Annotated in this window: 19 protein-coding genes; 8 read left to right on the top strand and 11 right to left on the bottom strand. The window is 74.8% G+C overall.

Annotation, left to right across the window (positions count from 1 at the left end; all coding sequences use genetic code 11):
- From ABZ881_RS20035 to ABZ881_RS20025, 3 genes are all read right to left on the bottom strand, one after another.
- Nucleotides 1-813: a hypothetical protein gene (locus tag ABZ881_RS20035; RefSeq protein ID WP_358486569.1), complete on the bottom strand. Its 813-nt coding sequence runs from the start codon at nucleotides 811-813 to the stop codon at nucleotides 1-3.
- A gap of 67 nt (nucleotides 814-880) precedes the next feature.
- Nucleotides 881-1,228 (bottom strand): hypothetical protein, encoded by a 348-nt coding sequence (locus tag ABZ881_RS20030; RefSeq protein ID WP_358486568.1) that lies wholly within the window; start codon nucleotides 1,226-1,228, stop codon nucleotides 881-883.
- Nucleotides 1,229-1,493: 265 nt separating this feature from the next.
- Entirely contained in the window at nucleotides 1,494-3,632 is a 2,139-nt protein-coding gene (locus ABZ881_RS20025; RefSeq protein ID WP_358486566.1) for an Hsp70 family protein, read from the bottom strand.
- A 292-nt stretch (nucleotides 3,633-3,924) separates the two neighbouring features.
- On the opposite strand from ABZ881_RS20025, the gene ABZ881_RS20020 reads away from it, so the two are divergent.
- The 4 genes from ABZ881_RS20020 to ABZ881_RS20005 all read left to right on the top strand — a co-directional run bounded on the left by ABZ881_RS20020 (nucleotide 3,925) and on the right by ABZ881_RS20005 (nucleotide 9,134).
- On the top strand, nucleotides 3,925-4,743 hold the full coding sequence (locus ABZ881_RS20020; RefSeq protein ID WP_358486564.1) for a hypothetical protein: 819 nt from the start codon (nucleotides 3,925-3,927) through the stop codon (nucleotides 4,741-4,743).
- Between the two features lie 123 nt (nucleotides 4,744-4,866).
- On the top strand, nucleotides 4,867-5,673 hold the full coding sequence (locus ABZ881_RS20015; protein ID WP_358486563.1) for an IniB N-terminal domain-containing protein: 807 nt from the start codon (nucleotides 4,867-4,869) through the stop codon (nucleotides 5,671-5,673).
- Nucleotides 5,674-5,880: 207 nt separating this feature from the next.
- A complete protein-coding gene (locus ABZ881_RS20010; RefSeq protein ID WP_358486561.1) occupies nucleotides 5,881-7,665 on the top strand; it encodes a dynamin family protein in 1,785 nt (594 codons plus the stop codon).
- Nucleotides 7,662-9,134 (top strand): dynamin family protein, encoded by a 1,473-nt coding sequence (locus tag ABZ881_RS20005; RefSeq protein WP_358486560.1) that lies wholly within the window; start codon nucleotides 7,662-7,664, stop codon nucleotides 9,132-9,134. The genes ABZ881_RS20010 and ABZ881_RS20005 overlap by 4 nt, the downstream gene beginning before the upstream one ends.
- A gap of 160 nt (nucleotides 9,135-9,294) precedes the next feature.
- Here ABZ881_RS20005 and ABZ881_RS20000 read toward each other — a convergent pair whose 3' ends face one another.
- Entirely contained in the window at nucleotides 9,295-12,225 is a 2,931-nt protein-coding gene (locus ABZ881_RS20000) for a helix-turn-helix transcriptional regulator (RefSeq protein WP_358486558.1), read from the bottom strand.
- Nucleotides 12,226-12,324: 99 nt separating this feature from the next.
- On the opposite strand from ABZ881_RS20000, the gene ABZ881_RS19995 reads away from it, so the two are divergent.
- A complete protein-coding gene (locus ABZ881_RS19995) occupies nucleotides 12,325-12,957 on the top strand; it encodes a 2-C-methyl-D-erythritol 4-phosphate cytidylyltransferase (RefSeq protein ID WP_358486557.1) in 633 nt (210 codons plus the stop codon).
- Between the two features lie 12 nt (nucleotides 12,958-12,969).
- Here the strand turns inward: ABZ881_RS19995 and ABZ881_RS19990 are convergent, their stop codons facing one another.
- From ABZ881_RS19990 to ABZ881_RS19980, 3 genes are all read right to left on the bottom strand, one after another.
- The gene (locus tag ABZ881_RS19990; RefSeq protein ID WP_358486555.1) at nucleotides 12,970-14,157 is read right to left on the bottom strand and encodes a class I SAM-dependent methyltransferase; all 1,188 of its coding nucleotides are present in this window, start codon (nucleotides 14,155-14,157) and stop codon (nucleotides 12,970-12,972) included.
- A gap of 14 nt (nucleotides 14,158-14,171) precedes the next feature.
- Complete coding sequence (locus ABZ881_RS19985; protein WP_358486553.1) at nucleotides 14,172-14,585, bottom strand: hypothetical protein; 414 nt, start codon at nucleotides 14,583-14,585, stop codon at nucleotides 14,172-14,174.
- An 81-nt stretch (nucleotides 14,586-14,666) separates the two neighbouring features.
- Nucleotides 14,667-15,869, bottom strand: a complete 1,203-nt coding sequence (locus tag ABZ881_RS19980) for an N-acetylmuramoyl-L-alanine amidase (RefSeq protein ID WP_358486551.1) — start codon at nucleotides 15,867-15,869, stop codon at nucleotides 14,667-14,669.
- A gap of 271 nt (nucleotides 15,870-16,140) precedes the next feature.
- Here ABZ881_RS19980 and ABZ881_RS19975 point away from each other — a divergent pair, with 271 nt between their 5' ends.
- Nucleotides 16,141-17,997: an acyl-CoA dehydrogenase gene (locus ABZ881_RS19975; RefSeq protein WP_358486550.1), complete on the top strand. Its 1,857-nt coding sequence runs from the start codon at nucleotides 16,141-16,143 to the stop codon at nucleotides 17,995-17,997.
- 122 nt (nucleotides 17,998-18,119) lie between these two features.
- Here the strand turns inward: ABZ881_RS19975 and ABZ881_RS19970 are convergent, their stop codons facing one another.
- Nucleotides 18,120-18,545, bottom strand: coding sequence for a CBS domain-containing protein (locus tag ABZ881_RS19970; protein WP_358486549.1), 426 nt, complete (start codon nucleotides 18,543-18,545; stop codon nucleotides 18,120-18,122).
- 96 nt (nucleotides 18,546-18,641) lie between these two features.
- Complete coding sequence (locus ABZ881_RS19965) at nucleotides 18,642-20,657, bottom strand: VanW family protein (RefSeq protein WP_358486547.1); 2,016 nt, start codon at nucleotides 20,655-20,657, stop codon at nucleotides 18,642-18,644.
- A 345-nt stretch (nucleotides 20,658-21,002) separates the two neighbouring features.
- On the opposite strand from ABZ881_RS19965, the gene ABZ881_RS19960 reads away from it, so the two are divergent.
- Nucleotides 21,003-21,374, top strand: a complete 372-nt coding sequence (locus ABZ881_RS19960) for a pentapeptide repeat-containing protein (protein WP_358486545.1) — start codon at nucleotides 21,003-21,005, stop codon at nucleotides 21,372-21,374.
- Between the two features lie 283 nt (nucleotides 21,375-21,657).
- On the opposite strand, the gene ABZ881_RS19955 is transcribed toward ABZ881_RS19960, so the two are convergent.
- Together ABZ881_RS19955 and ABZ881_RS19950 are read right to left on the bottom strand one after the other, a co-directional pair.
- Nucleotides 21,658-21,978, bottom strand: a complete 321-nt coding sequence (locus ABZ881_RS19955) for a co-chaperone GroES (RefSeq protein WP_358486543.1) — start codon at nucleotides 21,976-21,978, stop codon at nucleotides 21,658-21,660.
- 192 nt (nucleotides 21,979-22,170) lie between these two features.
- Nucleotides 22,171-23,361 carry an ATP-binding protein gene (locus ABZ881_RS19950; protein ID WP_344027477.1) on the bottom strand — a complete coding sequence of 397 codons (1,191 nt, stop codon included), beginning with the start codon at nucleotides 23,359-23,361 and terminating at the stop codon, nucleotides 22,171-22,173.
- A 342-nt stretch (nucleotides 23,362-23,703) separates the two neighbouring features.
- Between ABZ881_RS19950 and ABZ881_RS19945 the strand changes: the two genes are divergently transcribed.
- Nucleotides 23,704-24,462 (top strand): glucose 1-dehydrogenase, encoded by a 759-nt coding sequence (locus ABZ881_RS19945; protein WP_358486542.1) that lies wholly within the window; start codon nucleotides 23,704-23,706, stop codon nucleotides 24,460-24,462.
- Nucleotides 24,463-24,490: the final 28 nt, after the last annotated feature.

Below are 24,490 nucleotides of genomic sequence, written 5' to 3'. Positions count from 1 at the left end.
CTAGGCGACTCGCGGGGGGACGCGCCTCTCCGGCCGCCGCCGGGCCAGGATCGAGGTGCCGTAGACGATGAAGGCGAGCCCGAGCAGCAGCATCCAGGTGAAACCTTTGCGCACGGTGTCGTCGAGCAGGGTGATGCCGACCAGCCCGGGCACCACGACCTGGACGGCCATGTACAGCGCGGTGACGGTGGCGATGTCGCCGAGCTGCAGCGCCCGCGCGTAGTTGTAGAGCCCGACGGCGGCCATCCCGAGCAGCACGTAGACCAGCGGTTCGAGAACCAGCGCCGACACGTCGACGCCGTCGGAGACGTGCAGCGCCCGGATGCAGACCGCGCCGCCGCCGAGCCCGAGCCCGGCGAGCACGGCGGAGGGCCAGGGCATCGTCGACGGGTTCACCGCCAGCGTCGCCACCATGATCACGACCATCGCCGCGACCAGCACCGCGACGGTGGCCCCGTGGCCGGTCATCGCCTGCTTCCGCTCGATGCCCGCACTGCCCGCGACCAGGGCGAGGCCGAGGATGCTGGCGCCGATCGCGAGCCGGTGCACCGGGCGCAGCCACTCGCCGCGGAAGTACCGGGCGTACAGCGCGGTCATCGCGATCGCGCCGGCCAGGGTCGCCTGCACCGCGAAGATCGGGATGTGCTGCAGCGCGACGACCATGCACAGCCAGGTGACGACGTCCATCAGCAGACCGGCGAGGAACCGCGGGCGGGCCATCACCGAGCTGGTCCGGCCGCCCGGCCGGGCCGCGTCGGCCTGGAGGATCGCCGCGACCGTGCTGCAGAGCATGGCCAGGACGGCGAACGTCATCCCGATCAGCACGGGCACCGGTCCGGGACGCGGGCGGTGGGGAAGATCGGCACCGCCCGATTCTCACCTACGGTCGGCGGGCCCCTGCCCGGCGGGCGTCGTGCGCGAGTGCGGGGCGCTGCTCCGGCAGCCCGGCGGCCTGCGGGCTGACCTCGAAGAACCCGCTCATCAGGCCGCCGGCGGCCGGCCCGCCGCGCTCGGTGGCCTGCTTCCACGGCGACTCGCCGAGGTGCGCGGCGCGGCGCTCGCGGAGCACCTCGCGGGGCCGCTCGGTGAGTGCCAGGGCCAGCAGCGTGATCGCGATGCCGACCAGCAGCGGCCCGCCGAGCAGCAGGACCGGCCACCCGAAAGCCAGGTAGGCGACCACCAGTGCCACCGCAGCCATGCCGATGACCGCCCCCGCGAACCGCGTCATCACGAACTCCCCCCGAATCGTGCACACCCCACTACCACCAGTGGTTCTACCACCTCGGCGGGGGCACGGACCGGCAGGCGCGACGCGGTCGCGGTCACACCTTCGAACGATCGGGTGGCCCGGGTGTCGGTGCTGGGGCCGAGCCGGCGTGGGGGCTCCCGGTTCCACGCCGGCCCGGCGGTCTGAATCATCCCGTGTGCACTCGGCATCCGAACGGGGTGGGGGTCACTCGCCGCTGTCGTCGCAGCGCAGAGGGTGATCGGGGTCACGCGACGGGATCCACGGTCGTCGTCGGTGCCGGGGTCGTCGTCTCCGTCGGCGGCGGGACCGACGGCGGCGGCTCGGCCTCCGCGGACGGGGGACCCGCCGGGGTGCTCGGCACGGTCGCGGGCGGCGGCACCGGGGCCGCGGGCGCCGGGGCGGGTGGCGGCACGGCCGCGGGCGGCGGCACCGGCGCTGCCGCGGCGGGCGGCACGGCCGCGACGGTCCCCGGCCGCGCGGGGGAGGCCGCGGCGCCCACACCCGTCGCGGGAGCGCCGTTCGCGGTCGCCGGGGCGCCTGCAGCGGTCCGCGCGGCGACGGTGGCGTCCGCGCCGGCGGGGGCCGCGACACCGGAGATCCCGGCTGTCCCGGGCGCCGGGACCTCCGGGGGCGGCACCGGCGACGGCGCGGGCGCCGAGGTGCTCGGCAGCGTCGGGGCCGCGCTGAGCTCGCCGAGCGCCGGCGACGACGACGACGGCCAGAACAGCAGCGCCCCGGCGAGCGCCACGGTGCCGGCGAGGCCGCCGGCACCGATCAGCACCCGCTGCCGGGTCAGCACGCGGCTCGCGGGCCGGCCCACCGGATCGCGGGTGACCAGGGTGTCCAGGGTGCCCGGCGGATCGGCGGGAGCCTCCGGGGTTGCCGCGCGGGCGGGCGACGGGACCGTCGACAGTGCGGCCGACAGGGCAGTCGGCCGGGCTCCTGCACGGTCCGCGGGGTCCGCTGCGCGATGCCGGGCGGCGCGGACGTCCGGCTCGGCGCCCGGGTCGCGCTGCGCGGGGACGGCGGGCAGCGGGCCGGTCGCCGGATCGAGCAGTCCGATCGCCGAGCCGATGCGCTCCGGGCGGACCCGGCCGGGCCGGCGCCGCTCGCCCGAACGCTGTGCGGGGACCACGGTCCGCGGCGCCGGGCCGCGCGGGCCCGGCACGGCCGCCGGGGCGGGGACGGTGGAGTCCGGCGCGGCACCGTCCGGGGCGCCACCCGGGCCGGCGCGGCCGGACGCGGCCGGGACCGGAGCGATCCGGGTGCCCGGCCAGGACGTCCCGGCGCCGGGGGCGACCGCGAGCGCGGCCCCCCGGGCGGCGTCGTGCACCGGATCGGCGGTGACCGCCACCGGCCTGCCCAGGCGGGCCGAGAGCAGCTGGACCGTGACCGGGGTCCGTGCGGCGCCGCCGGCGAGCAGCACCGCGGCGTCCGGCGCGGACCCGACGACGTCGGCCAGCAGATCGGCGACCGGCTCCAGGACCGGGGCGGCGAGCTCGTCGAGGTCGGAACGGTGGATGCGGACCGTGGTGCGGATCCCCGGGAGATCGACCGGGACCGCGGCGACCGTGTCCCGGGAGAGCAGCTCCTTGGCCGCCCGGCAGTCGTCGCGCAGCACGGTGAGCGCGGCCAGCACCCGGGGGTCGTCGACGTCGAGCGCGTCGAACGCGGCGGCCAGCCCGGGGGTCGCGCCGCGGACGAAGCCGAACACGGCGTCGTCGACGTCGGCGCCGCCGGCGGCGCAGGCAACCGTGCGGCCCAGGATCTCCGGCAGCACGCCGGGCGCGGCCGGGGCGAGCAGCGTCGCGGTGCTCCCGTTCCCCCCGAGATCGACGACGGCGAGCGGCCGGCCGGCCGGGACGTCGGTGTCGCCGGTCGCCGCACCGCGGGCGGTGTCGCCGGTCGCCGCACCGCGGGCGGTGTCCCAGGCGAGCGCGACGGCCTGCGGCGCGGCGACCAGCGAGACGGTCAGCCCGCGGCGGCCGAGCGCGGCGGCCAGCAGGTCCCGCTTGTGCCGGCCCCAGGACTCCGGGTGGGTGACGCCGATCCGAGACGGCGGGCCGCCGTGCCGGGCGGTCATCTCGTCGACGACGACGCGGACCAGGCGGGCGCAGAGATCCTCGGCCAGGTACGGGATCCCGCCCAGCGAGAGCGGGGTGGGGTCGCCGACCCGGTTCAGGAAACCGCGCGCGACGCGGTCCGGCTCGGCCGGTGCGCGCCGCCGGGCGGCGGCACCACAGAGCAGGTCACCGGCGGGGGTGGCGACGAGCAGGGCGGGCAGCGAGATCCCGGCGGGCCGCACCGGCTCGCCCGTCGCAGTACGCACCGCCACAGCGGTCACCGCGGTCGCACCCAGGTCGATCCCGAGCAGGTAGGACATGCTCCGTCCCCTCGTCGGCAGCAGGTCCCCCGACTCGCCGCGCCCGTGGGCCCGCCACCAGTGGTGACGGAGCCCCTCCAGAGAGCCATCGATCCCCGGGCTTCCGGCGTTAGCCCGTGCGGCGCAGTGATTCGCGGGGGACCCGCTTCAGGGGTGCGATCCCCTAACGCCCCCTATCGGGACCCGGAGCGATCCCCGATGGCCCCGACCGGCGCCGCCCCTAGCTTTCGTCCTCAACACCGGCCGACCACCCCGAGCCGGTCACCCCAACACCGACACACGGGAGTCTCCGATGGCGAGCGAGAAGCTGACCCTCATCGAGTTCATCAAGATCCTGCTCGGAACCGGCTCCGAGAGCATCCAGATGCGCGATTACTTCAACGACGACCCGGTCGCCGCGCTCGAAGAGCACGGCCTCGGCCACCTGACCGTCGAGGACGTCCGCGACGCGATCGTCATCGCCCAGGACAACGACACCGTCTCCTTCGACCGCAACTACGACACCGGCGTCGACTGGGCCGGCACCGGCCGTGGCGGCTGGGACGGCGGCGGCAAGGAGGGTGGCCACGCGGCCGCCGTGCACGAGAAGGTGCACGTCGAGGACAACTTCTACGAGTACAACATCGACGACCGCGACACCATCGTCGACAACTCGATCAACCAGAACGTCGACACCGGCGGCGGCAACTTCCGCCAGGACATCGAGACCAACTCGGTCACCGCGTCCGGCGACGGCGCCGTGGCGGCCGGCCGGGACATCGAGGACTCGGTCATCACCACCGGCGACGGCAACATCGTCGGCGACGACAACAACGTGGTGCAGGGCGACGGCAACACCACCGCCTTCGGGACCGGCAACGCCACCAGCGTCGGCGACATCAAGGCCGACAACGGCTCCGCGGTCTCCATCGGCGGCAGCGCCTCCGGCTCGAACGACACCACCGGCTCGTTCAACGAGACCACCACGACGAACACCGTCGAGACGACGTTCGACGACTCGTTCAACGTGGACGCCAGCCAGGACAACGACACGTCGTTCACCGACAACAGCACCACCGAGAACCACGTCGGCTCGCACAACACCGTCGACGTGAACGCCGACATCCTCTGACGGTCAGCCCGCTGACCCGGTCACCGGGCCGGGCCCCGACCCCGGCCCGGTGACCACCCCTCCCACCACCACACACCTTCCGTCGCCCGCCCGAGCGCGACGGCACCACACGAGGAGAACGCCATGTCCGCCGAGAAGTCGCTGATCCAGTTCATCCTGGACCTGCTGCGGGACCCGAAGCTGCTGGCCGAGTTCAAGGACGACCCGCAGGGCCTGCTGGCCTCCTGCGGCCTGTCCGAGGTCAGCGCCGAGGACGTGCACGACGCGATCGTCCTGTCCCAGGACAACGACGACGTCTCGTTCGACCGGAACTACAGCACCGGCGCCAACCACGGTGGCGGCCACTCCACCCCGCCGCCGCCGGTCGAGCACCCGAAGCCGGGCGAGGACCCGATCAAGTACCTCGACAAGTACGTGACGAACAACCACTACACGTACAACATCGACGACCGCGACACCATCGTCGACAACTCGATCAACCAGAACATCGACACCGGCGGCGGCGACTTCAACCAGAGCATCGAGACCAACTCGGTCGTCGCGTCCGGCGACGGCGCGGTGGCGGCCGGCCGGGACATCGAGGACTCGGTCATCACCACCGGCGACGACAACATCGTCGGCGACGGCAACGACGTGGTGCAGGGCGACGACAACACCACCGCCTTCGGCTCGGGCAACGCCACCAAGGTCGGCGACATCTCCGCCGACGACGGCTCCGCGGTCGCGGTCGGCGGCAGCGCCTCCGGCTCGAACGACACCGACGGCTCGTTCAACGAGACCACCACGACGAACACCACGACGACCGAGTTCACGGACTCGTTCAACGTGGACGCCAGCCAGGACAACGACACCACCATCACCGACGACAGCACCACCGAGAACCACCTGCTGTCGCACAACGACGTCTCCGCCGACATCAACGTCGGCTGAGAGACAGTCCCGGTCGGCTAAGGGACAACATCTCGCTGCTGCCGCCGGCGGCAGCGCGCTGGACCGCACGGCCCATCGGCCCCGGTCACCCACCCGTGGGTGACCGGGGCCGATGACGTTCGTGTATCCATGACAAGAACGTGGCGAGCGGCGGCCGGAACCGCTCCGGGGCGATGGGGGCGTCGGCAGGTGGCGGTACCGGAAGCGGTGGGACTGGTCGACCTCGCCCTCAAGGCCGTCGCCGCCTACGACCGCCCGGACCTGGCCTCGCGGCTCAAGCAGACCAAGGCCCGGCTGAGCGACCCGAACGTGCGGGTGCTGGTCGTCGGCGAGTTCAAGCAGGGCAAGAGCCAGCTGGTGAACGCGCTGGTCAACGCCACCGTCTGCCCGGTCGACGACGACATCGCCACCGCCGTGCCGACCCTGGTCCGGTACGGCGAGGAGACGACGGTGACCCTCGTCCGCGAGCACGACGGCGGCGAGCGCTCCGAACGCACCCCGGTCCCGCTCGAGCAGCTCGCCGAGTACGTCTCGGAAGGGGGAAATCCGGGCAACCGGGCAGGTCTCACGCGCGCCGAGGTGACCCTTCCTCGCAAACTGCTGCAGAGTGGCCTCGTGCTGGTGGACACGCCCGGTGTGGGCGGCCTCGGATCGGCGCACGGCGCCGCGACGATGTCGGCGCTGCCGACCGCCGACGCCGTGCTGCTCGTCTCCGACGCCAGCCAGGAGTACACCGCGCCGGAGATCGACTTCCTGCAGGCGGCGCGCAAGCTGTGCCCGAACGTCGGCTGCGTCGTCACCAAGACCGATCTCTACCCGCACTGGCGGCGGATCGTGGAGCTCGACGAGGGCCATCTCCGGAACGCCCGGATCGAGGCCGATCTGCTGCCCGTGTCGTCCGCGCTGCGACTGCACGCGGCCCGCACCCAGGATCTCGACCTGATCACCGAGTCCGGCTTCCAGGCGCTGGTCGGGTTCCTGCTGCGCAAGGTCGTCGCCCGCGCCGACGACCTGGACCGCAGGTCCACCAGCCAGGACGTGCTCGTCACCTGCCAGGCCCTCGAGTCGAAGATGCGCGCCGAGCTGATGTCGCAGAACGACCCGGAGCGGGCCGGCGCGCTGGCCAAGGAGCTGGAGGCCGCCCGGGCCCGGGTGGAGGCGCTGCGGCAGCGTTCGGCGCGCTGGCAGACCACGCTGAACGACGGCGTCGCCGATCTCATCGCCGACATCGACTACGACCTGCGGGACCGGCTCCGCGCGGTCTCCCGGGACGCCGAGCAGCTGCTCGACGACGCCGACCCGAAGGACATCTGGGAACAGTTCGCCGAGTGGTTCCACAAGCAGGTCTCGCACGCCGTCGCACAGAACTTCGTGTGGACCACCGAGCGGGCCCGCTGGCTGGCCGAGCAGGTCGCCGAGCACTTCGCCGAGGACGTCGACGTCCAGCTGCCCGAGCTGCGGATCTCCGGCGGCGCGGTGGCCGGCAAGGTGGACGCGCTGGAGATGCCGGTCGGCGAGCAGTTCGGCGTCGGCCAGAAGCTGTTCGTCGGGCTCCGCGGCGGTTACGGCGGCCTGCTGATGGTCGGCCTCGCCTCCACCGTCGCCGGGATCGGCCTGCTCAATCCGCTGTCGATCGGCGCCGGCCTGCTGTTCGGCGCGAAGACCGTCAAGGACGAGAAGAAGCGGCTCGTGCAGCGCCGCCAGGCCGACGCGAAGAACGCCGTCCGCCGGCACGTCGACGAGGCGACCTTCCAGGTCGGCAAGGACTCGCGGGACAACCTGCGGCAGATCCAGCGGGAGCTGCGCGACCACTTCACCGTGCTCGCCGAGGACCTGTCGGAGTCGCTGAAGGAGTCGATGTCGGCGGCCCAGACCGCCCTGAAGGACGACGCGACCCGGCAGCAGCGGGTCGCCGACCTGGAGGCCGAGCTGGAACGGGTCGGCGGGCTCGCCGACCGGGCCCGGAAGCTGGCCGCGGCGGTGGAGTCGTGACCACCCTCACCGACCAGGTCCGCGGGCTGCTGCGGCGCACGCTCGACGTCTACGGCGACTCGCCGCAGGCGGCGACCTGGCTGCGCCACCACCTGGAGCGGTTCGACGAGCCGTTGCGCGTCGCGATCGCCGGGAAGGTCAAGGCGGGCAAGTCGACGCTGCTCAACGCGCTGGTCGGGGAGCGGATCGCCCCCACCGACGCCGGCGAGTGCACCCGGATCGTCACCTGGTACGCCGACGCGCCCGCCCCCGGCGTCCGGATGCGCCTGCGCGATCCCGGGCAGCCGGAACGGCCGCTGACCCTGACCCGGCGGGACGGCGCCCTGCGGATCGACCTGCAGGGGGCCCCGGTCGAGCAGGTCGACCGGCTGATCGTGGACTGGCCGTCGCAGCACCTGCGGCGCACCAACCTGATCGACACCCCCGGCATCGCGTCGCTGTCCGCCGACACCTCGGCCCGGGCCGGGGAGTTCCTCACCCCGGAGGACGCGCCGTCGCCCGCCGACGCCGTCGTCTACCTGATGCGCCACCTGCACGCCGGCGACGTGCGGTTCCTGGAGTCCTTCCACGACCGCGGCGTCGCGCGCGCGACCCCGGTCAACACGATCGCGGTGCTGTCGCGGGCCGACGAGATCGGCGTCGGCCGGCTGGACGCGCTCACCTCGGCCCGCCGGATCGCCCGCCGCTACCGGGGCGACGACAAGCTGCGCGGGCTGTGCCAGACCGTCGTCGCGGTGGCCGGGCTGCTCGCCGAGTCCGCCCGCACGATGCGCCAGGACGAGTTCGTCGCACTCTCCGAGCTGGCCGCGCTGCCACGCGCCGACGTCGAGGCGCTGCTGCTCTCGGCGGACCGGTTCGGCCGCACCGAGCTCGACCGGCCGGACGCCGGCACCCGGGTCCGGCTGCTGGAGCGGTTCGGCCTGTTCGGGGTCCGCCTGGCCAGCACCCTGATCCGGCAGGGCACCACGGACCCGACCGCACTCGCCGACGACCTGGTCCGCCGGTCCGGGCTGGACGAGCTGCGCCGGGTGCTCGACACCCAGTTCTCCGAGCGCCGGGACCTGCTCAAGTCGCGGTCCGCGCTGCTCGCGGTGGACCTCGTGCTCACCCGGGAGCCGCGGCCGGCGACCCTCGCGCTGCGCACCGAGGTGGAGCGGATCCTGGCCGGGGCGCACGAGTTCGTCGAGCTGCGCGCGCTGTCCGACCTGCGCGCCGGGAGGATCGTCTTCCCGCCGGACGCGCTGGTCGACGCCGAGCGGCTGCTCGGCGGCGACGGCGGCTCCGCGGTCGCCCGGCTCGGCCTGGGCGACGGCGCCGGCCCGCGCGAGGTGCACGACGCCGCGGTCGACGCGCTGCGCCGCTGGCGGCGCCGCGCCGAGAGCCCGCTGACCGGCCGGGCGTCGGCCGAGGCCGCGCGGATCGTGGTGCGCAGCTGCGAGGGGCTGCTCGCGGCGCCGGTGTCGCACTAGCCGGATCCGGGGCCACCCCGCCGGCAGCACCCCTCCACGACGGCCCTATCCCCGGCGCGCGCCCGCGCCCCGTCCGCCGAGATGCGCCACAGCGCGAGAAGTCGATCTCTGCACGACACTGCTGCGCATCTCGGCGGTGTGCTCCACCCGGAACGCCGCCTCAGCCGCGCTCGTCGAGGATCCGGCGGAGCTCGTCGAGCAGCTCGCTGCGACCGCCGACGCCGAGCCGCTGCCGGATCCGGGCGACGTGGTGCTCGACGGTCTTGGCCGAGATGAACAGGGCCTCGCCGATCTCCTTGTGGGTGCGGCCCTGCACGACCAGCTCGGCGACCTCCAGCTCCCGGTCGGAGAGCAGCGAGGGGGGCGGCTCGACCCGGGCGGCGCCGGCCGCCGTGGCGGCCCGGCCCTGGTCGTGGGCCCCGGATCCGGTCCGATCCGACCCGGCGCCGGGCCCGGCGGCGGCCCGATCGGGCGCTGCCGGAGCGCCGGATCCCGCGCCGTCCCACGAGGAGCCGGCCGGGCGGGCGGCACCCGATGCCGTGCCCGCCGACCTACCGCCGCCCGGCCCGGCGCCGTCCCGCCCGGTGCCTCCCGGCACGCCACCCGGAGCGGGGCCGGCCGGCGTGGCGCCGTCGTGTGCCGGGCGCCCCGCAGCGGTGCCGCCCGGGACCCTGGTCTGCGGCCCGGTTCCGCCCCCGGATCCGGGGCCGCCTGCCGCCGGTCCGCCGGGGCCGGTCCCGGCCGGTCCCCGCGCACCGGACCGGCCCGCCGCGTCCGCGCCACCGGCCTGTACCGATGCCGTCCGCGCCTCGGCCCCGGCGACCTGCAGGGCCCTGGCGCAGGCCAGCAGCGCGGACACCGCGCGCCGGTCGTCGGTGCGCAGCGCGGCCTGCCCGGCGAGCCGGCCGCCGTCGAACGACAGGCCGACCGCGTGCAGCCCGCGCGCCGCCGCCTCGACCGCCTCGGGATCGACCCGGCCCTCGATCACGCCGACCCAGTGCGGCGCGGCGGCTGCCATCGCCTGGGCGAACCGGCTGCCGCAGGCGGCCCGCTCCAGGGCCGCGGTCTGCTCCCGAGCCGCATCGGCGTCGTCGACCAGGATCGCGGCCTGCAGCTGCGCCCAGTGCAGCGGCGCGGCCCACAGCGCGGGACGGCCGAGCCGGTCCAGCAGCGCCTCGGCCTCGTCCAGGTGCGGGCGCACCCAGCTCTCCTCGCGCAGCCGGGTCGCCGCCGTGACCAGCTCGCCGAGCGGCTGCAGCACGAACAGGTCCACCGGGTGCCGGACGATCGCCTGCCGGGCCCGGGTCCAGGCCCGCATCAGCGCGCCCAGGTCGGAGTTGCGGCGGGCGATCGCGACCTGCAGCGCGGCGGCCAGGAACTCGTCGCGCGGTTCCAGCGGGCGGCCGGCCGCATCGGCGTCGACCGCGTCGAGCCGCTCGGCGGCCGGGCCGGTGGCGCCACGCAACAGCGCGATCCAGCCCAGCAGCAGCCGGTGCCGGGGCCGGGCGGGGGCGCCGCCCAGACCGGTCCGCAGCGCGCGGTCCAGCACCGACGAGGCGACGTCGAACTCGCCGGTGTGCACCGCGACGAGCGCGGCGAGCGCGGCCGGGGTGTCCGGCAGCAGCGCGGCGCCGTGCGCGCCCTCCAGCAGCCCGGCGGCGCGGGCCAGGCCGGACAGCGCCGCGGTCGGCGAGCCCTGCACCGAGTCGAGGATCCCGCGGGCGGTGAGATCGTCGGCGCCGTCGACGAGCGTCGGCGCCCGGCCGGGGACGAGCGCACCCGCCCCGCCGATCTCGCGGGCCTCCGCCCAGGCGCCGGTGCCGATCAGCACCGGCACCGCGGCGGCCGGCAGCCGCTCCCCGGCGACCGCGGCCGTCCACCGGTACAGCTCGGCGCTGCGGATCAGCAGGCCGCGCCGGGCCAGCACCGCGGCGGCCACCGACCCGGCCCGGACCGCGTCCTCCGGTTCGACGGCGTCGGTCGCCGACAGCACCGCGTCGGCGTGCCCGAGCGCACCGTCGAGGTCCCCGGCGACCAGGTGCGCCTCGGCCCGCCGGGCGGCCACGACCAGCGGGGCCGTCCCGGCCGCGACGGCCTCGGCGTAGAAGCGGACTGCGTCCGGGTGCTCGGAGCGGGCCGCCTCCGCCGCGGCGGCCCGGAACACCGCGGCGGCCCGGTCGCCGGTCGCCCCGGACCCGCGCAGCGTCCGGGCGACGGCGAGCACGCTGCCGCCGCGGTCCAGCTCGATCTCGGCCAGCGAGCGGCGCAGCTCGGTCCGGCGGGCCGGTGGGACCCGGCCGCGGACGGCGTCGCCGACCAGCGGGACGACCCGGCCGTCCGGGGTGCAGAGGCCGGCCGCGACGGCCCGCTGCACCAGCTCGTCGAGCTCGTCGATGCCGCTGCCCGCCGCATCGGCGAGCCCGAGCAGCGGGACCAGCACCTCGCTGTCCTGCGGCGCGCCCAGCGCGGTCGCCGTCACCAGGTCGACGACCCGGCGGTCCTCGGCGTCGATCGCGTAGCCCAGCTGCTCGGCCAGCTCGGGCGGAACACCCGAGGCGCCACCGGACGCGGCCAGCAGCCGGTCGACCAGCAGCGGCGAACCCGCGGTGCGCTCCAGCACGACGCGCACGGTCTCGTCGGACGGCCGGGAACCGGTGATCCGCACCGCGCGGGCCAGCACCCCTGCCGCGTCCAGCGCGCCCAGCACCAGCGGCGGCGCGGACGCGGCGAGCGCCGCCCCGAGCCGGGCCAGTGCCCGCCCACGCGGCCACGGCCGGAACGCGACGACCAGCCGGGCCGCCGGATCGGCCGCAAACGCGCGGAGCTCGTCGAGGACGTCGTCGGTCAGCTCATGCGCGTCGTCGACCAGCACCACCCGGCCGGGGTCGGTGCCCGGGATGCGGTCGACCTGCGCCCCGGCCGCGGACCAGACCCGGGCCAGTTCCCGCAGCACCACCGACTTCCCCGATCCCGCCGGGCCGGTCACGGCCAGCGTGCGCGACGCCGCCGGGTCCTCGGCGACCGCGCGGACGAGCGCGGTGGACACCGGCCCCCCGGCGAGCGGGGAGGTGGTCGGGGCGGTCGCCGTCACGTCGCTCCTCGTCGCTGCTCACGGGTCCCCCGAACGGGGTGTTCGAGGCTATCGGGTGCGGCCACCGGACCCCGGCCGGGCCCGGGCAGGATCACCCCTGTGGTGGACGAGGTGTGGGCGATCGTGCTGGCCGGCGGGCGCGGGGCCCGCTACGGGCGGTTGAAGCAGCTGGAGGAGCTGGCCGGGGCCCGGCTGGTCGACCACACGGTCGCCGCCGCCCGGCGCACCTGCGACCGGGTCGCGCTGGTGCTGCCGCCCGGCCTGGCGTGGGACGGCGCGCCGGTGGACGCGCTGGCGACCGGCGGGGACCACCAGTCCGAGTCGCTGCGCGCGGGCCTGGCCGCCGTGCCGGACGACGCCGGGATCCTGGTGCTCGCCGATCCGGCCCATCCGCTCGCCGCGGACCGGATCTTCCGCGCCGTCGTCGCCGCGGTGCGCGACGGCGCGGACGGCGCGGTGCCGGTCGTCCCGCTGCTGGAGGTCGCGCAGCGGGTGGTCGACGGCGTGGTCGTCGAGACGCTGCCCAAACAGGACACCGTGCTCACCCAGTCCCCGCAGGCGTTCCGGGCGGACGTGCTGCGCGCGGCGCACGCGGACGCGCCGCGGCCGGTGGAGAACTCGGGGATGCTCGCCGCCCGCGGCCACCGGATCGTGACGGTGCCGGGGGACCCGGCGAACCTGCACGTCGCGACGGCGGAGGACCTGGCCGTCGTACGCCGGCTGGCGGGGTGAGCCGCGACGCCGCTAGACGGCGAGCAGCTCGGTGCTGCCCAGCCCGAGGCCGTCCAGGGTGGACCTGACCTCGCCGGTGTAGACCGGGTTCATCAGCAGCACCGCGCGCGGCGGCGAGTCGAGCAGGTCCTTCGGCGCGCGGATCGGCAGGCCGAGACCACCCATGAAGCGGCCCTGCAGGCCCGGGTTGATGTCGACGACGCCGTGCACCGCACCCGGGCCGGCACCCCCGCCCTCGACGACGTTGAGGAAGGTCAGTCCCTTCGCCCCGCCGCCCCAGACTACGATCTCGTCCCCCGCGGACGCCCGCTCGCCCAGCCAGGACCGCCAGCGTCCGACCTGGTCACCGACCCGGGCCGCGAAGTCGAGGCAGGCGGTGCGAAGCCCGTCGAGCTGCTGCGGTGCGAGGGCCGCCGGACCGGGCGTGCCGTCCGGGCCCGCCTCGGCGACGACGTACTGGTCGGCGTAGGTGAGCCGGGTCGCCGGATCGGCGAATCCGGCGCCGAGCAGGAAGGTGCGCAGCGTCGCCGGGGTGAAGTAGGAGCAGTGCTCGTACTGCAGGTCCCAGAACGCGCCCTCGGCCAGGATCCGGCCGAGATCGGGCACCTCGGCGAGCAGCGCGCGACCGCCGCCGCGGCGGAGCCCGGCGTGCAGCTCCGCGCCGAACCCGGCCAGCGCCGGGATGTGCTCCAGGGTGTGCCGGCAGACCAGCGCGGCGGTGCCCGGCTCGACCTGGTCGCGGGCGAACTCGGCCGGGACCGCGGTGAGCCGCCCGGCGAGCTCCGGGCGGACCCGCTCCGGGACGAAGTGCGGGTCGATCCCGGTCACCCGGCCGGCGCCCGCCCGGAGCAGCTCGGCCGCGAAGTCGCCGGACCCGCAGCCGACCTCGACGACGTGCGCGCCGGCCAGCCCGAACCGCGCCACCCAGTCGGCGGCGATCTGCTCGGCGTAGGCGGCGAACCGCGGCGAGTGGTGCTGGGACTCCTCGTGGTCGCCGGAGTAGTCGAGCAGCTCCGGGGCGAAGTCGCGGTTGAACACGGTCCCGCAGTGTCCGCACAGCACCAGCACCTGGTCGCCGACCGACACGGCGCGGGCCGACGCCGGATCCGGCAGCACCGCCGTCCCGTGCACCGGGAGTCCGGTCACCGAGAAGAACGGCTCGGCGGCGGGGGCCTCGCACGCGGGGCAGCGGTTGAGCACCCGGCGAGACTAGTTCACCCGTTGGTGGGTGCCCCCGGAACGGCCAGGTAGTCCGAGACGCGCGGGGTGAACGACGCCAGTGCCGCCACCACGGTGAGCACCGCGGCGCCGACGCCGAGCCCGGCCAGCACGGCGGGCACCCCGGACGCGGCGGCGAACGGCGACGGCGTCCCGGGTGGGACGAGCGCCAGCAGCGCGCCGACCGCACCGGCGAGCAGCAGGCCGGTGCGGGCGCGGGCGCGCCCGGCCAGCATCCGGTGGGCGAGCGCCGCCGGCACCGCCAGCATGATCAGGACGAGTGCGGTGGTGGTGAGCACGCCGCCGCGCGGGGGCGTCGTCGCCGCGACCAGTACCGCGGCGACCTGCGTGGCGACGGCCGCGGCCCACCAGCCGACGGCGCGGCGCACCTGTGGCGGAGGCTCGTCCATAGCGTCGACGACGGTACCCGACAGACGGCCGTATTTCGCCCGAAACACCCGGTCGTTACCTACCCCGCCGGCCATGTCGCGTCAGCGGTCCAGGACGCCGGGCGGGTCCTCCGCGACCGGCACCGGCGCTCCGCCGGTGCCGAGCAGCCGCTGCCAGACCGGATGGTCGACGACGTCCGGCACGCTCTCCACCTTCCGGTACGCCGCCAGCACCTCGACCGCCCGCGCGGCGTCGCCCCCGGTCCCGGCGTGCACCGTGCGCGCGAGCTCCGGCCAGGACTCCCCGCCGAGGATGCCGTTGGCGTCGTCGGCGCGGTGCGCGGTCTGGAACGCGGTGACGGCCTCGACCGTCCGCTCGTCGTAGCGGCCGTCCGGCTTCGCGTGCAGCGTCCCGGCGTCGCGCAGCAGGTACTGCGCCGCCTCGACCAGCGCGCCGGAGGACCCCTCGCGCAGCAGCGGCCAGCTCGCCTTGCCCGCCTCGGTCCGGGACAGCCGGCGCCCGAGCAGCCCGGCGACCTCCGAGCGCAGCCGCGGCAGCATCCCGTAGAGCCGGTCACCCGGGCAGATCGTGTTGCGGTAGTCGCGGTGCCCGTAGAGCTCGGTCGGCGCGATCCCGTACTTCATGCAGATGTAGGCGCAGGTGGCACGCAGCGAGTTCCACAGCGCCACCGTCGGATCGACGCCGATGTAGGTGCCCTCGTTCTCGATCCCGATCGCGATCACGTTCTGGCCGGGGCTGTGCGCGCCCTCGACGACGCGGCGGCCGCCGTTGAGCTCGCCCAGGCTGTACAGCCTGCCCTCCATGATGTGCCCGCCGCGGGAGATCGTGAAGTGCTGGCCGGAGTCCAGCCACCCGTTGCTGTCCATGTGGTACGCCTGGATACCCCGGGCGAGCCGGTGCGCCGCACCGACGCTGTAGTCGGTGGTGTTCGCCCCGGCCGTGTGGTGCACCAGGATCCGGATCGGCCGCCGGTCCCAGATCTTCGGCGGGAACTTCGGCTTCCGCGCCCCCCACTCGAAGCACCGCGCGATGTACGGGGCCCGGACGGCCTCGGCCAGCCCGCCGGCCCCGGCGGCCGGCCCGGGCATCCCCTGCGGTCCGGGCACGGAGTCCGGGCCGGGCACGGTCGCGGGGCCCGGCCGCGGCGCGGGCTCGGTGGTCGGCGGTTCGGCCGCGTGCGCCCGGCCGGCCAGGCCCGGCACCACCAGACCGGCCCCCGCAGCGGCCCCGACGACCAGCGCACCGCGCCGGCTCCAGCGTGCGCGCCCCTCCGCTTCGCCCATGGTCGTCCGCCCTTCCGGACGTCACCCGATACCGCCGGCGGCGCCCTGAGTCACATGCGCCACGGACGTCCCCTGCGTCTCTGGCGTCACGCCATTCTCGGCTATCACAGCTGATCGACGTGTCGGGCACGCCGGACGAATGCGTCACTCGCTCGTGTCGCTGCGCCGGGCGGCAACTGGCCTTGCCACTGGTTACCGACCAGTAATACCCTGAAGGCAGTTACCGGCCGGTAATGGGATCGGCCCTGGCAGGAACGGCGGTGAAGGACTGATGGGCCACTACAAGAGCAACCTGCGCGACCTCGAGTTCAACCTCTTCGAGGTCTTCCGGGTGCAGGACCACCTCGGCACCGGGCCGTTCGAGGGCGTCGATCTCGACACCGCCAAGGGCGTGCTGACCGAGCTGTCCGCGGTCTGCACCGGCCCGCTCGCGGAGCACTACGCCACGATCGACCGCAATCCGCCGGTCTTCGACCCGGCGACGTTCTCGGTGAGCACCCCGCAGGAGCTCAAGGACGCCTACAAGGTCCTCTGGGACGGCGAGTGGTGGCGCCTGGGCCTGCCGACCGAGCTGGGCGGCTACGGCATCCCGCCGTCGGTGCAGTGGGCCGCCGCCGAGATGATGCTGGGCGCCAACCCGGCCGTCTTCATGTACATGGCCGGGCCGAACTTCGCCGGTATCGTGCACCGCAACGGCACCGACGAGCAGAAGCGCTGGGCCGAGCTCATGATCGAACGCGGCTGGGGCGCGACCATGGTGCTGACCGAGCCGGACGCCGGGTCGGACGTCGGCGCGGGGCGCGCCAAGGCCGTCGCGCAGGACGACGGCACCTGGCACATAGAGGGTGTGAAGCGCTTCATCACCTCGGCCGAGCAGGACTTCACCGAGAACATCCTGCACCTGGTGCTGGCCCGCCCCGAGGGCGCGAAGCCGGGCACCAAGGGCCTGTCGCTGTTCCTCGTGCCGAAGTTCCACTTCGACACCGAGACCGGTGAGCCCGGCGAGCGCAACGGCGCCTTCGTGACGAACGTCGAGCACAAGATGGGCCTCAAGGCGTCCACCACCTGCGAGCTGACCTTCGGCGCGCACGGCACGCCCGCGGTCGGCTGGCTGCTCGGCGAGGTCCACGACGGCATCGCCCAGATGTTCCAGGTCATCGAGTACGCCCGGATGATGGTCGGCACCAAGGCCATCGGCACGCTGTCGGCCGGCTACCTGACCGCTCTGGACTTCGCCAAGGAGCGGGTGCAGGGCGCCGACCTGACCCGGATGACGGACAAGACCGCGCCGCGGGTGACGATCACCCACCACCCCGACGTCCGGCGCAGCCTGATGCTGCAGAAGGCGTACGCCGAGGGGCTGCGCGCCGTCTACACCTACACCGCGACGTTCCAGGACCGGATCCGGCTCGGCGACGAGGGCGGTACCGGCGGCATCAGCGGAGGGATCAGCACGGAGCTGGCGGAGAAGGTCAACGACCTGCTGCTGCCGATCGTCAAGGGGGTCGGCTCGGAGCGGGCCACCGAGCAGCTCGTCCAGTCGCTGCAGACCCTGGGCGGCTCCGGCTTCCTGCAGGACTACGCGATCGAGCAGTACATCCGGGACGCCAAGATCGACTCGCTGTACGAGGGCACCACCGCGATCCAGTCGCTGGACTTCCTGTTCCGCAAGATCGTGCGGGACAACGGCCAGGCGCTGGCGCACGTCGCGGGGGAGGTGTCCGCGTTCATCGACTCCGACGCGGGCAACGGCAGGCTCAAGGAGGAGCGCGAGCTGCTGCGCACCGCGCTCACCGACGTACAGGGCATGCTCGGCTCGCTGACCGGGCACCTGTACGCCTCCGCCGAGGACGTGACGAACCTGTACAAGGTCGGCCAGCACACGGTGCGGCTGCTGATGGCGGTCGGTGACCTGCTCGTCGGCTGGCTGCTGCTCCGACAGGCGACGGTCGCCCTGGACGCACTGGGCGCGGACGGCACACCTGCCCGGGACCGGGCGTTCTACGAGGGCAAGGTGGGCGTGGCCTCGTTCTTCGCCAAGACCGTGCTGCCCCGCCTGACGTCGGAGAAGGCGATCATCGACAACGCCGACAACGCACTGATGGAGCTGGACGAGGCCGCGTTCTGATCCGGCCCCGCCGATGAGACGGGCCCCGGGCGCGGACTCCCCGCCCGGGGCCCGCTCATGTCCGGCGGTGCGGCCGGCGCCGGAGATCATCGGCGCGGCGCGCTCGTGGCGCCGCGCCCGCGCTACTGGGCGATGTAGCTCTCCAGCTGCTCGCGCTCCTGTTCGAGCATGTCGATCCGCGCCTTCACCAGGTCACCGATCGAGACGATCCCGGTGAGCTCGCCGTCGACGATCACCGGGAGGTGCCGGATCCGGCGGTCGGTCATGACCCGCCCGAGGTCCCCGACGCCGTCGTCCGGGCCGCAGGTCACCACGGCCGCGGTCATCACGTCGGACACCCGGGCGTCGAGTAGTCCGCTGCCCTGCTGGTGCAGCCGACGGACGACGTCGCGCTCGGACACGATGCCGACCAGGCGGCCGGCGTCGACCACGGGCAGGGCGCCGACGTTCTGCTCGGCGATGAAGCGCAGCACCTCCGTCACCGGCGCGTCCGGCGCCACGGTCGTGACCGTGCTGCCCTTGGTCCTGAGAATGTCCCCGATGCGCATCCGGTAGCCCCGATCCCTCGCTCCGTCGTCGGCCGAGGGATCAGGGTACGAATGTGACGGACCTCTCGTCAGCTTCCGGACCGAGGGATCACCGGATCAGCCGCCGCAGCGCACGATCGGCTGAGGGTTGTACCTCACCGTCCGCGTCTCCGACTGCGTCTCACCGGTCTGCACGTTGCGCATCGTCCGGGTGTCGGTGGCGGTGAAGCCGGGCGCACCGTTGCTCGGACTGCACGCCTCGCCCGCCGGGATGTCGACGACCTGCGGCTCGGTCGGGTTGGTCCGCGGACCGGTCGCCGACTCGACCTCCCACATCTTCTGGCCGAAGAAGGTCACCGTGACGTTGCTGGGCGTCCAGTTGGTCCTGATCAGCACGGCCGTCGGCCCGTCGTTTCGGAACTTGACGTCGATCAGGTTGTTGAACACCGTCGCCTCGCGGGCCACCGGGTACCGGCTGATGTAGTAGCTGTGCTCCTTGTGCTCGATGTCGGTCATCCCGGCGAAGTACGACGCGTTGTACAGCGTCGTCGCGAGCTGGGAGACGCCGCCGCCGACGCCGCGCGCCGGGTGCCCGTCCTCGATCACGCCCGCCTCGACGTAGCCGTTGGCCTCGTTGCGCGGCAGGGTCACCGCGTTGAGGCTGAACGTCTCGCCCGGCGCGACGATCTGGCCGTCCACCGCCTCGGCGGCGCGCCGGATGTTCTGCCCCGAGTCGGCCGCGAATCCGCCGGTGGTGAAGGTGCTGATCTCGACCGCGTTGCCCAGGGACTCCAGGTCCGCGGTGGTGATCTCGGCAGGCTGCTCGGCGTACACCGCGGGGACCTCGCGCGGGCCCTCGCCGGTGAGCACCGGCAGGACGTTGGCGAAGGTCGCCTCGTAGTCGACCCCGCGGCCGTCCTCCGAGGGGACCACCCGCGGCGGGGTGGACGCGAAGTCCAGCTCGGCGTCGACACCCGGCCGCTCGGTCTCGGCCAGCTGCGGTGCGGCCGCGTCCTCCAGGGTCTTGGTCGCGATCACCGGCTTGAGCTTGGCGGCGCCCTCCGGGTCCGCGGTGAAGCTCAGCGAGCTCGCGATCTGCTCCGGCGGGATGGTCGCGATGGCGCCCTCACCGGTGACGGTCAGCGGACCCGAGACGGCGGGCCGGGCGACCTCCTCGATCGCCTGCTGCACGTCGGCGGGCGTGGTGACGGGCTGCTCGATGATCAGCGGCAGCTGCACCGGCTCGCCGTCCGCCCAGCGCTGCTCGACCACACCGACGGCCGCGTCGACGTCGAGCTCCTGGCCGGGCTCGGGCTCGACCGGCTGCGGCTCCAGCCCGTCGAACCGGACCGAGCCCTCGGCCGGCTCCTTCATCACCAGCGGCGCCATCTGCTCGAGCGCGGTGCGGACCGCCCGGTCGTCGGTGGTGTTGACGACCGGAACGTCCCGGTTCCCGAAGAACGACGCGATCCGGGTGAACGGGTTGAGCGGCTGCTCCCCGGCCTCGTCGAGGGTGCGCTCGTAGTCCACCCGCAGGCCGGCGGCCCGCGGGTCGATCTCGCTCTGGATCTCACCGGCCTGCACCGGGACCGGTGCCGTGGACCGCGGCTCGATCGCGGCCTGCAGCTTCTCGGTTGCCGCCGAGCGGGACATGCCACCGATCTCCTGCCCGGCGACGACGACGCCGCGCGGGACGCTGCCCGAGGACAGCGCGAGATCACCGACGTACCCGACGACCAGCAGGCCGAGCGCGACGGCCGCGACGATCAGCGCCTTCGGGCGGCGGCTGCCGGAGCGGCCCTCACCGTCACCGTCGCCGGAACCGGCGGAGTCGGAACCGGGCCCGCCCGGTCCACCGGGCCCGCCGGGGCCACCCGGACCGGTCGCGGCCGTGCCTCCACCGAAGGCCGCGGCGCCGCCGGTGCGGATCTGCTCGGTCCGGGCCGCCGAACGGTCCTCGGCCTGCGCCGCCGCGGGCGTCACCCGGGGCAGCACGTGGGTCTGCTGCTCGCTCACCGGCGCGACCCGGACGGTGTCCTGGTCGGTGCTCGTCGGGGCGGGCGGGTGTTCGACGGTCGGGGCGCCCGCGGACTGCGGGGTGGGGGCGGGGACGGTCGGCGTGTCCGGCTGCACGGGAGCGGCGGGCTCGGCGGTGTCGCCGGGGGCCTGCTGGGCCCCATTGGCCCCACCGGCACCGGCAGCACCGCCAGGTCCGCCGGCACCGGCGGAACCGGTTCCGGCGGCTCCGGCGGCCGCGGCGGCGGGCCGGGGGCCGGGTCCGGGGCGGGCGGCGCCGTCGGGGTGGCTCTCGGGTCGTGCGTCGATCCGGCCGGCCTCCGGGGGAGTGGAGCCCGCCTGGGGGCCGTTGCCCGGCCGGCCGGCACCGGCCGGCGTCGGGGTGGTCGGCGCCGCAGCCGATCCGGCGGCGGCCGCACCGGCCTGGCCCTGGGGAGCGGCCTGCGGCTGGGCCGCACCCTGGTGGGCCGCACCCGACTGCCCGGCATCCTGCTGTCCGGAACCCTGCTGAGCCGCGCCGACCTGCCCGGAACCCGGCTGCCCAACACCCGGCTGCCCGGCATCCTGCTGACCAGCGCCAGGCTGACCGGTGCCCGGTGGCTGCCCGGCACCCGGCGCCCCGCCGGAACGCGGCGCGGGCGACGGACGCGGAGATCCGGTGGCCGCACCCCCGGTGGCCGCACCCCCGGTGGCCGGAACCGCCCCGGCGCCGGAACGGCCGTCCGGCTCGGACTGCGGGTCGGCGGCCTGACCGGCGACGGACCGGGCCGCGGCGGACTCGGCGGGCGCCTGCTCGGCGGCCTCGGCCGGGTCCGCGGGGCGCGGAGCCGGTGACGGCCGTCCGGCCGCCGGGGCGGTTCCGTCGGCCTGCGGTGCGGGGACGGGCCGGGGGGAGGGGCGGCGGGCCGGCATCACCGGCCGGCCGGACGACTCCGTGGTCGCAGGACCCCCTCCGGCCTCGTCACCAGGTCCCGTCGCCGGATCCGGTGAGGACGTCACCGGCTGCTCGGTGGCCTCACCGGACGGGGACTGACGCTCGGGCATGACGTCGGACTTCCTTTCCGCACTGCCGTGGTTCCTGCAGTTCCGCACCCGCGCGGGCTCGCGGAACCAGGGGTCAGAGGTAGAGACCGGTCCCGTACTGGGCGGCCTCGCTGGCCACCGCGTGCAGGTCCCGCTCGCGCATCACCAGATGGGCGATCCCGCCGATCTCGACCTCGTACTGGTCCTCGGCGGCGAGGAGGACACGATCGCCGGCCTTCACCGTGCGGACGTGCTGCCCCACCCCGACCACCTCTCCCCAGACCAGACGCTTGGCGACCTGTGCGGTTGCCGGGATCACGATTCCGGCCGAGCTCCGTCGCTCACCGGCACCCTCGATCCCCTTGATCATGACGCGGTCATGAAGCATCTGGATCTCGAGTTTGGGCTCGGCCACCCGGCAGATGCTACGGGCCGCGCGGGGCACCCCCGGCAGCGCCCGGGGGGTGCGGGGAAGGCCCCGGACGTGGAACGCCCCGCGGTGCGACCGAGTCGGGGGTCCGGTGGCACCGCGGGGCTCACCAGGGATGTCGTCCCCTACCTACGAAGCGTTACGGCGCAACTTCATTTCACTCGAACGGGCGAGTGCTCATGTGTTCGCGAGCAGGTATCGCCCGAAGTGCGGGACGGTGAAGGCGATCTGGCCGCGCTGCGCCGAGAACACCAGACCCTTCTTCATCAGGCTGTCCCGGGCCGGCGACAGCGACGACGCCCGCCGCTCCAGGTGCTTCGCGACGGCCGCGGTCTCGACCGGCAGGTCCTCGCCGTCGGTCAGCTCGGCCATCGCCCGCAGGTACTCCCGCTCGGCGGGGGTGGCCCGCTCGAAGCGGGAGCCGAAGAACCCTACGGCCAGCTCGGCCTCCGCCTCCGGTGCGGCCATGGCGACGTCGCGCACCCCGATCGGGCTGGTCGGCGCGGCGTCCCAGGCCGCCTTGCCGTACGCCTGGACGAAGTAGGGGTAGCCGCCGGATCGCCGGTACAGGTCGTCGAGCGCCTCGCGGTCGAACGTCGCGTCCTCCCGCTCGGCCGGCGCGAGCAGGGCGAAGTCGGCGTCCGAGCGGTCCAGCCGGTCGATCCGCGAGTACTTGAACAGCCGCTCCGAGTACGACTTCGACGCTGACAGCACCGCCGGCAGGTGCGGCAGCCCGGCGCCGACCACGACCAGCGGGACCCGGGACTGGGACAGCTCGTGGCAGGCCGCGCAGAGGGCGGACACGTCCTCGGCGCGCAGGTCCTGCATCTCGTCGATCAGCAGCGCGATACCCGACCCGACGTCCTGCGCCAGCTCGGCCACCTCGGTGAACAGCTCGACCAGGTCGATCTCGATGTCACCGGAGTCGGCCCGGCCGTTGCGGACCGGCACGTCGATACCCGGCTGCCAGCGGTCGCGCAGCTTGGTGCCCTCCGGCGACGACCGCAGCGCGAACGCCTTGAGCACGCCGAGCACCTCGTCGATCCGCTCCGGGGCGCGGTGCCGGACGGCGAGATCGCGGATGGCGCGGTGCAGCGCCGCCGACAGCGGGCGGCGCAGATCGGCCTCCGGCCGTGCCTCGATCTTCCCCGCCCCCCAGCCGGCGTGCATCGCCATCGAGCGCAGCTCGCCGAGCAGCACCGTCTTGCCGACCCCGCGCAGGCCGGTGAGCACCAGGCTGCGCTCCGGCCGGCCCCGGGCGACCCGCTCCAGGACGATCTCGAAGGCGTCCACCTCGCGGTCCCGGCCGGCCAGCTCGGGCGGGCGCTGCCCGGCGCCGGGGGCGAACGGGTTGCGCACCGGGTCCATGATCCGACGGTATCCGCCGATCTTCCGGATTCCGTATACGGCGGTAGCGTGCGCCCGGCGTGTCGGCGGCGATCACCCGCCCGGCCCAGCGGCGCGCGTTCGTCGCCGCCCCGGGCGCGACGCCGTCGGTGTACCGCAGAGGTGGGATCTCCGGGCCGATTCCCGGGTTCGGTGCCGGGCCCGCGGGCCCGCCTGCTCCACACTGGGCGTCGTTCCGGAGGGGGACACGCGCCGGGCCGCCCGAGACCGGGGACCGCCGGCGCGGCGACACGGCGCGGCTGCGCCGGCCGGCCGCCGCGCCGCTGCGATCCCCGTCCGACCCGACGAGCCCCGGGAGATCCCGTGTCCGATCCGATGTTCGACCTGTCCGGCTCCGTCGCGCTGGTGACCGGCGGCAGCCGCGGTCTGGGCCGCGTCATGGCCGAGACGTTCGCCGCGCACGGCGCCGATCTCGTGCTCGCCGGACGCAAGCCGGACGCCTGCGAGCGGGCGGCGGCGGAGATCGCGGCCGGGCACGGCATCCGCGCGATCGGGGTGCCGTGTCACGTCGGCGACTGGGCCGACTGCGACCACCTGGTGGAACGCGCGTACGCCGAGTTCGGCCGGATCGACGTGCTGGTCAACAACGCCGGGATGTCGCCGCTCTACGACTCCCCGGAGGGCGTGTCCGAGGCGCTCTACGACAAGGTGCTCGCGGTCAACCTGAAAGGACCGTTCCGGCTGACCGCGGTGATCGGCGCCCGGATGGCCGCGCACGGCGGCGGCTCGATCATCAACGTCAGCTCGATCGCCGCCACCCGGCCGACCGCGCACGAACTGCCCTACGCCGCGGCGAAGGCCGGGCTGAACAGCCTGACCGTCGGTTTCGCGCACACCTTCGGCCGCACCGTGCGGGTGAACGCGATCCAGGCCGGCCCGTTCCTCACCGACATCTCGCGCGCGTGGGACCTCGACGCGTTCGCCGCGCAGGCGGCCGAGACCATCGCGCTCGGACGGGCCGGGGAGCCGGGCGAGATCGCCGGTGCTGCGCTCTACCTGGCGTCGCGGGCGTCGTCGTACTGCACCGGGGCCGTGCTGCGGCTGGATGGCGGCTCCCGCTGAGCGGCGCGGGTCGGCCCGCGGCGGTGTT

This window comes from Pseudonocardia sp. NPDC046786 (genome assembly GCF_040645415.1).
Taxonomy (GTDB): domain Bacteria; phylum Actinomycetota; class Actinomycetes; order Mycobacteriales; family Pseudonocardiaceae; genus Pseudonocardia; species Pseudonocardia kongjuensis.
Note: the sequence above shows the minus strand (reverse complement) of the source record. Positions and strands in the feature narration are given on the sequence as shown.

What these genes read in the sequence shown, in the direction of transcription:
- ABZ881_RS20035 (WP_358486569.1), bottom strand. Translation starts at nt 813, where the DNA reads ATGACGTTCGCCGTCCTGGCCATGCTCTGCAGCACGGTCGCGGCGATC.
- ABZ881_RS20030 (WP_358486568.1), bottom strand. Translation starts at nt 1,228, where the DNA reads ATGACGCGGTTCGCGGGGGCGGTCATCGGCATGGCTGCGGTGGCACTG.
- ABZ881_RS20025 (WP_358486566.1), bottom strand. Translation starts at nt 3,632, where the DNA reads ATGTCCTACCTGCTCGGGATCGACCTGGGTGCGACCGCGGTGACCGCT.
- ABZ881_RS20020 (WP_358486564.1), top strand. Translation starts at nt 3,925, where the DNA reads ATGGCGAGCGAGAAGCTGACCCTCATCGAGTTCATCAAGATCCTGCTC.
- ABZ881_RS20015 (WP_358486563.1), top strand. Translation starts at nt 4,867, where the DNA reads ATGTCCGCCGAGAAGTCGCTGATCCAGTTCATCCTGGACCTGCTGCGG.
- ABZ881_RS19985 (WP_358486553.1), bottom strand. Translation starts at nt 14,585, where the DNA reads ATGGACGAGCCTCCGCCACAGGTGCGCCGCGCCGTCGGCTGGTGGGCC.
- ABZ881_RS19980 (WP_358486551.1), bottom strand. Translation starts at nt 15,869, where the DNA reads ATGGGCGAAGCGGAGGGGCGCGCACGCTGGAGCCGGCGCGGTGCGCTG.
- ABZ881_RS19975 (WP_358486550.1), top strand. Translation starts at nt 16,141, where the DNA reads ATGGGCCACTACAAGAGCAACCTGCGCGACCTCGAGTTCAACCTCTTC.
- ABZ881_RS19970 (WP_358486549.1), bottom strand. Translation starts at nt 18,545, where the DNA reads ATGCGCATCGGGGACATTCTCAGGACCAAGGGCAGCACGGTCACGACC.
- ABZ881_RS19950 (WP_344027477.1), bottom strand. Translation starts at nt 23,361, where the DNA reads ATGGACCCGGTGCGCAACCCGTTCGCCCCCGGCGCCGGGCAGCGCCCG.